Annotated in this window: 1 protein-coding gene; it reads left to right on the forward strand. The window is 65.8% G+C overall.

Translation table 11 applies throughout. The annotated features are described in order from the left end of the window. A partial coding sequence (locus ACZ3HG_RS24750) for a glycerol-3-phosphate acyltransferase (protein WP_465335176.1) occupies positions 1-240 on the forward strand: 240 nt, incomplete at both ends.

Genomic DNA, 240 nt, shown 5'->3' on the forward strand with positions numbered 1-240 from the left:
GCAATGTCCCGGATTGTGTCGCTGAGTTCGATGTCGGCGGCGCTCGCTGCGATTGCCCTCGTCTGCGCCATGGAGCAGCCGTTGCCTTATCGGCTGTTGGTCATCGCGGGTGGCCTCTACGTGATCGCGCGCCATCGCGCCAACATTCAGCGGCTGCTGGCAGGGACGGAGCCGCGCCTTGGATCAGGCGGACAGGAAGCCACGGCTTGCCCGGATGTCACCGGTGCTGCTGGACGTGCT

The organism is Erwinia sp. PME.40.26/001, from assembly GCF_055556675.1.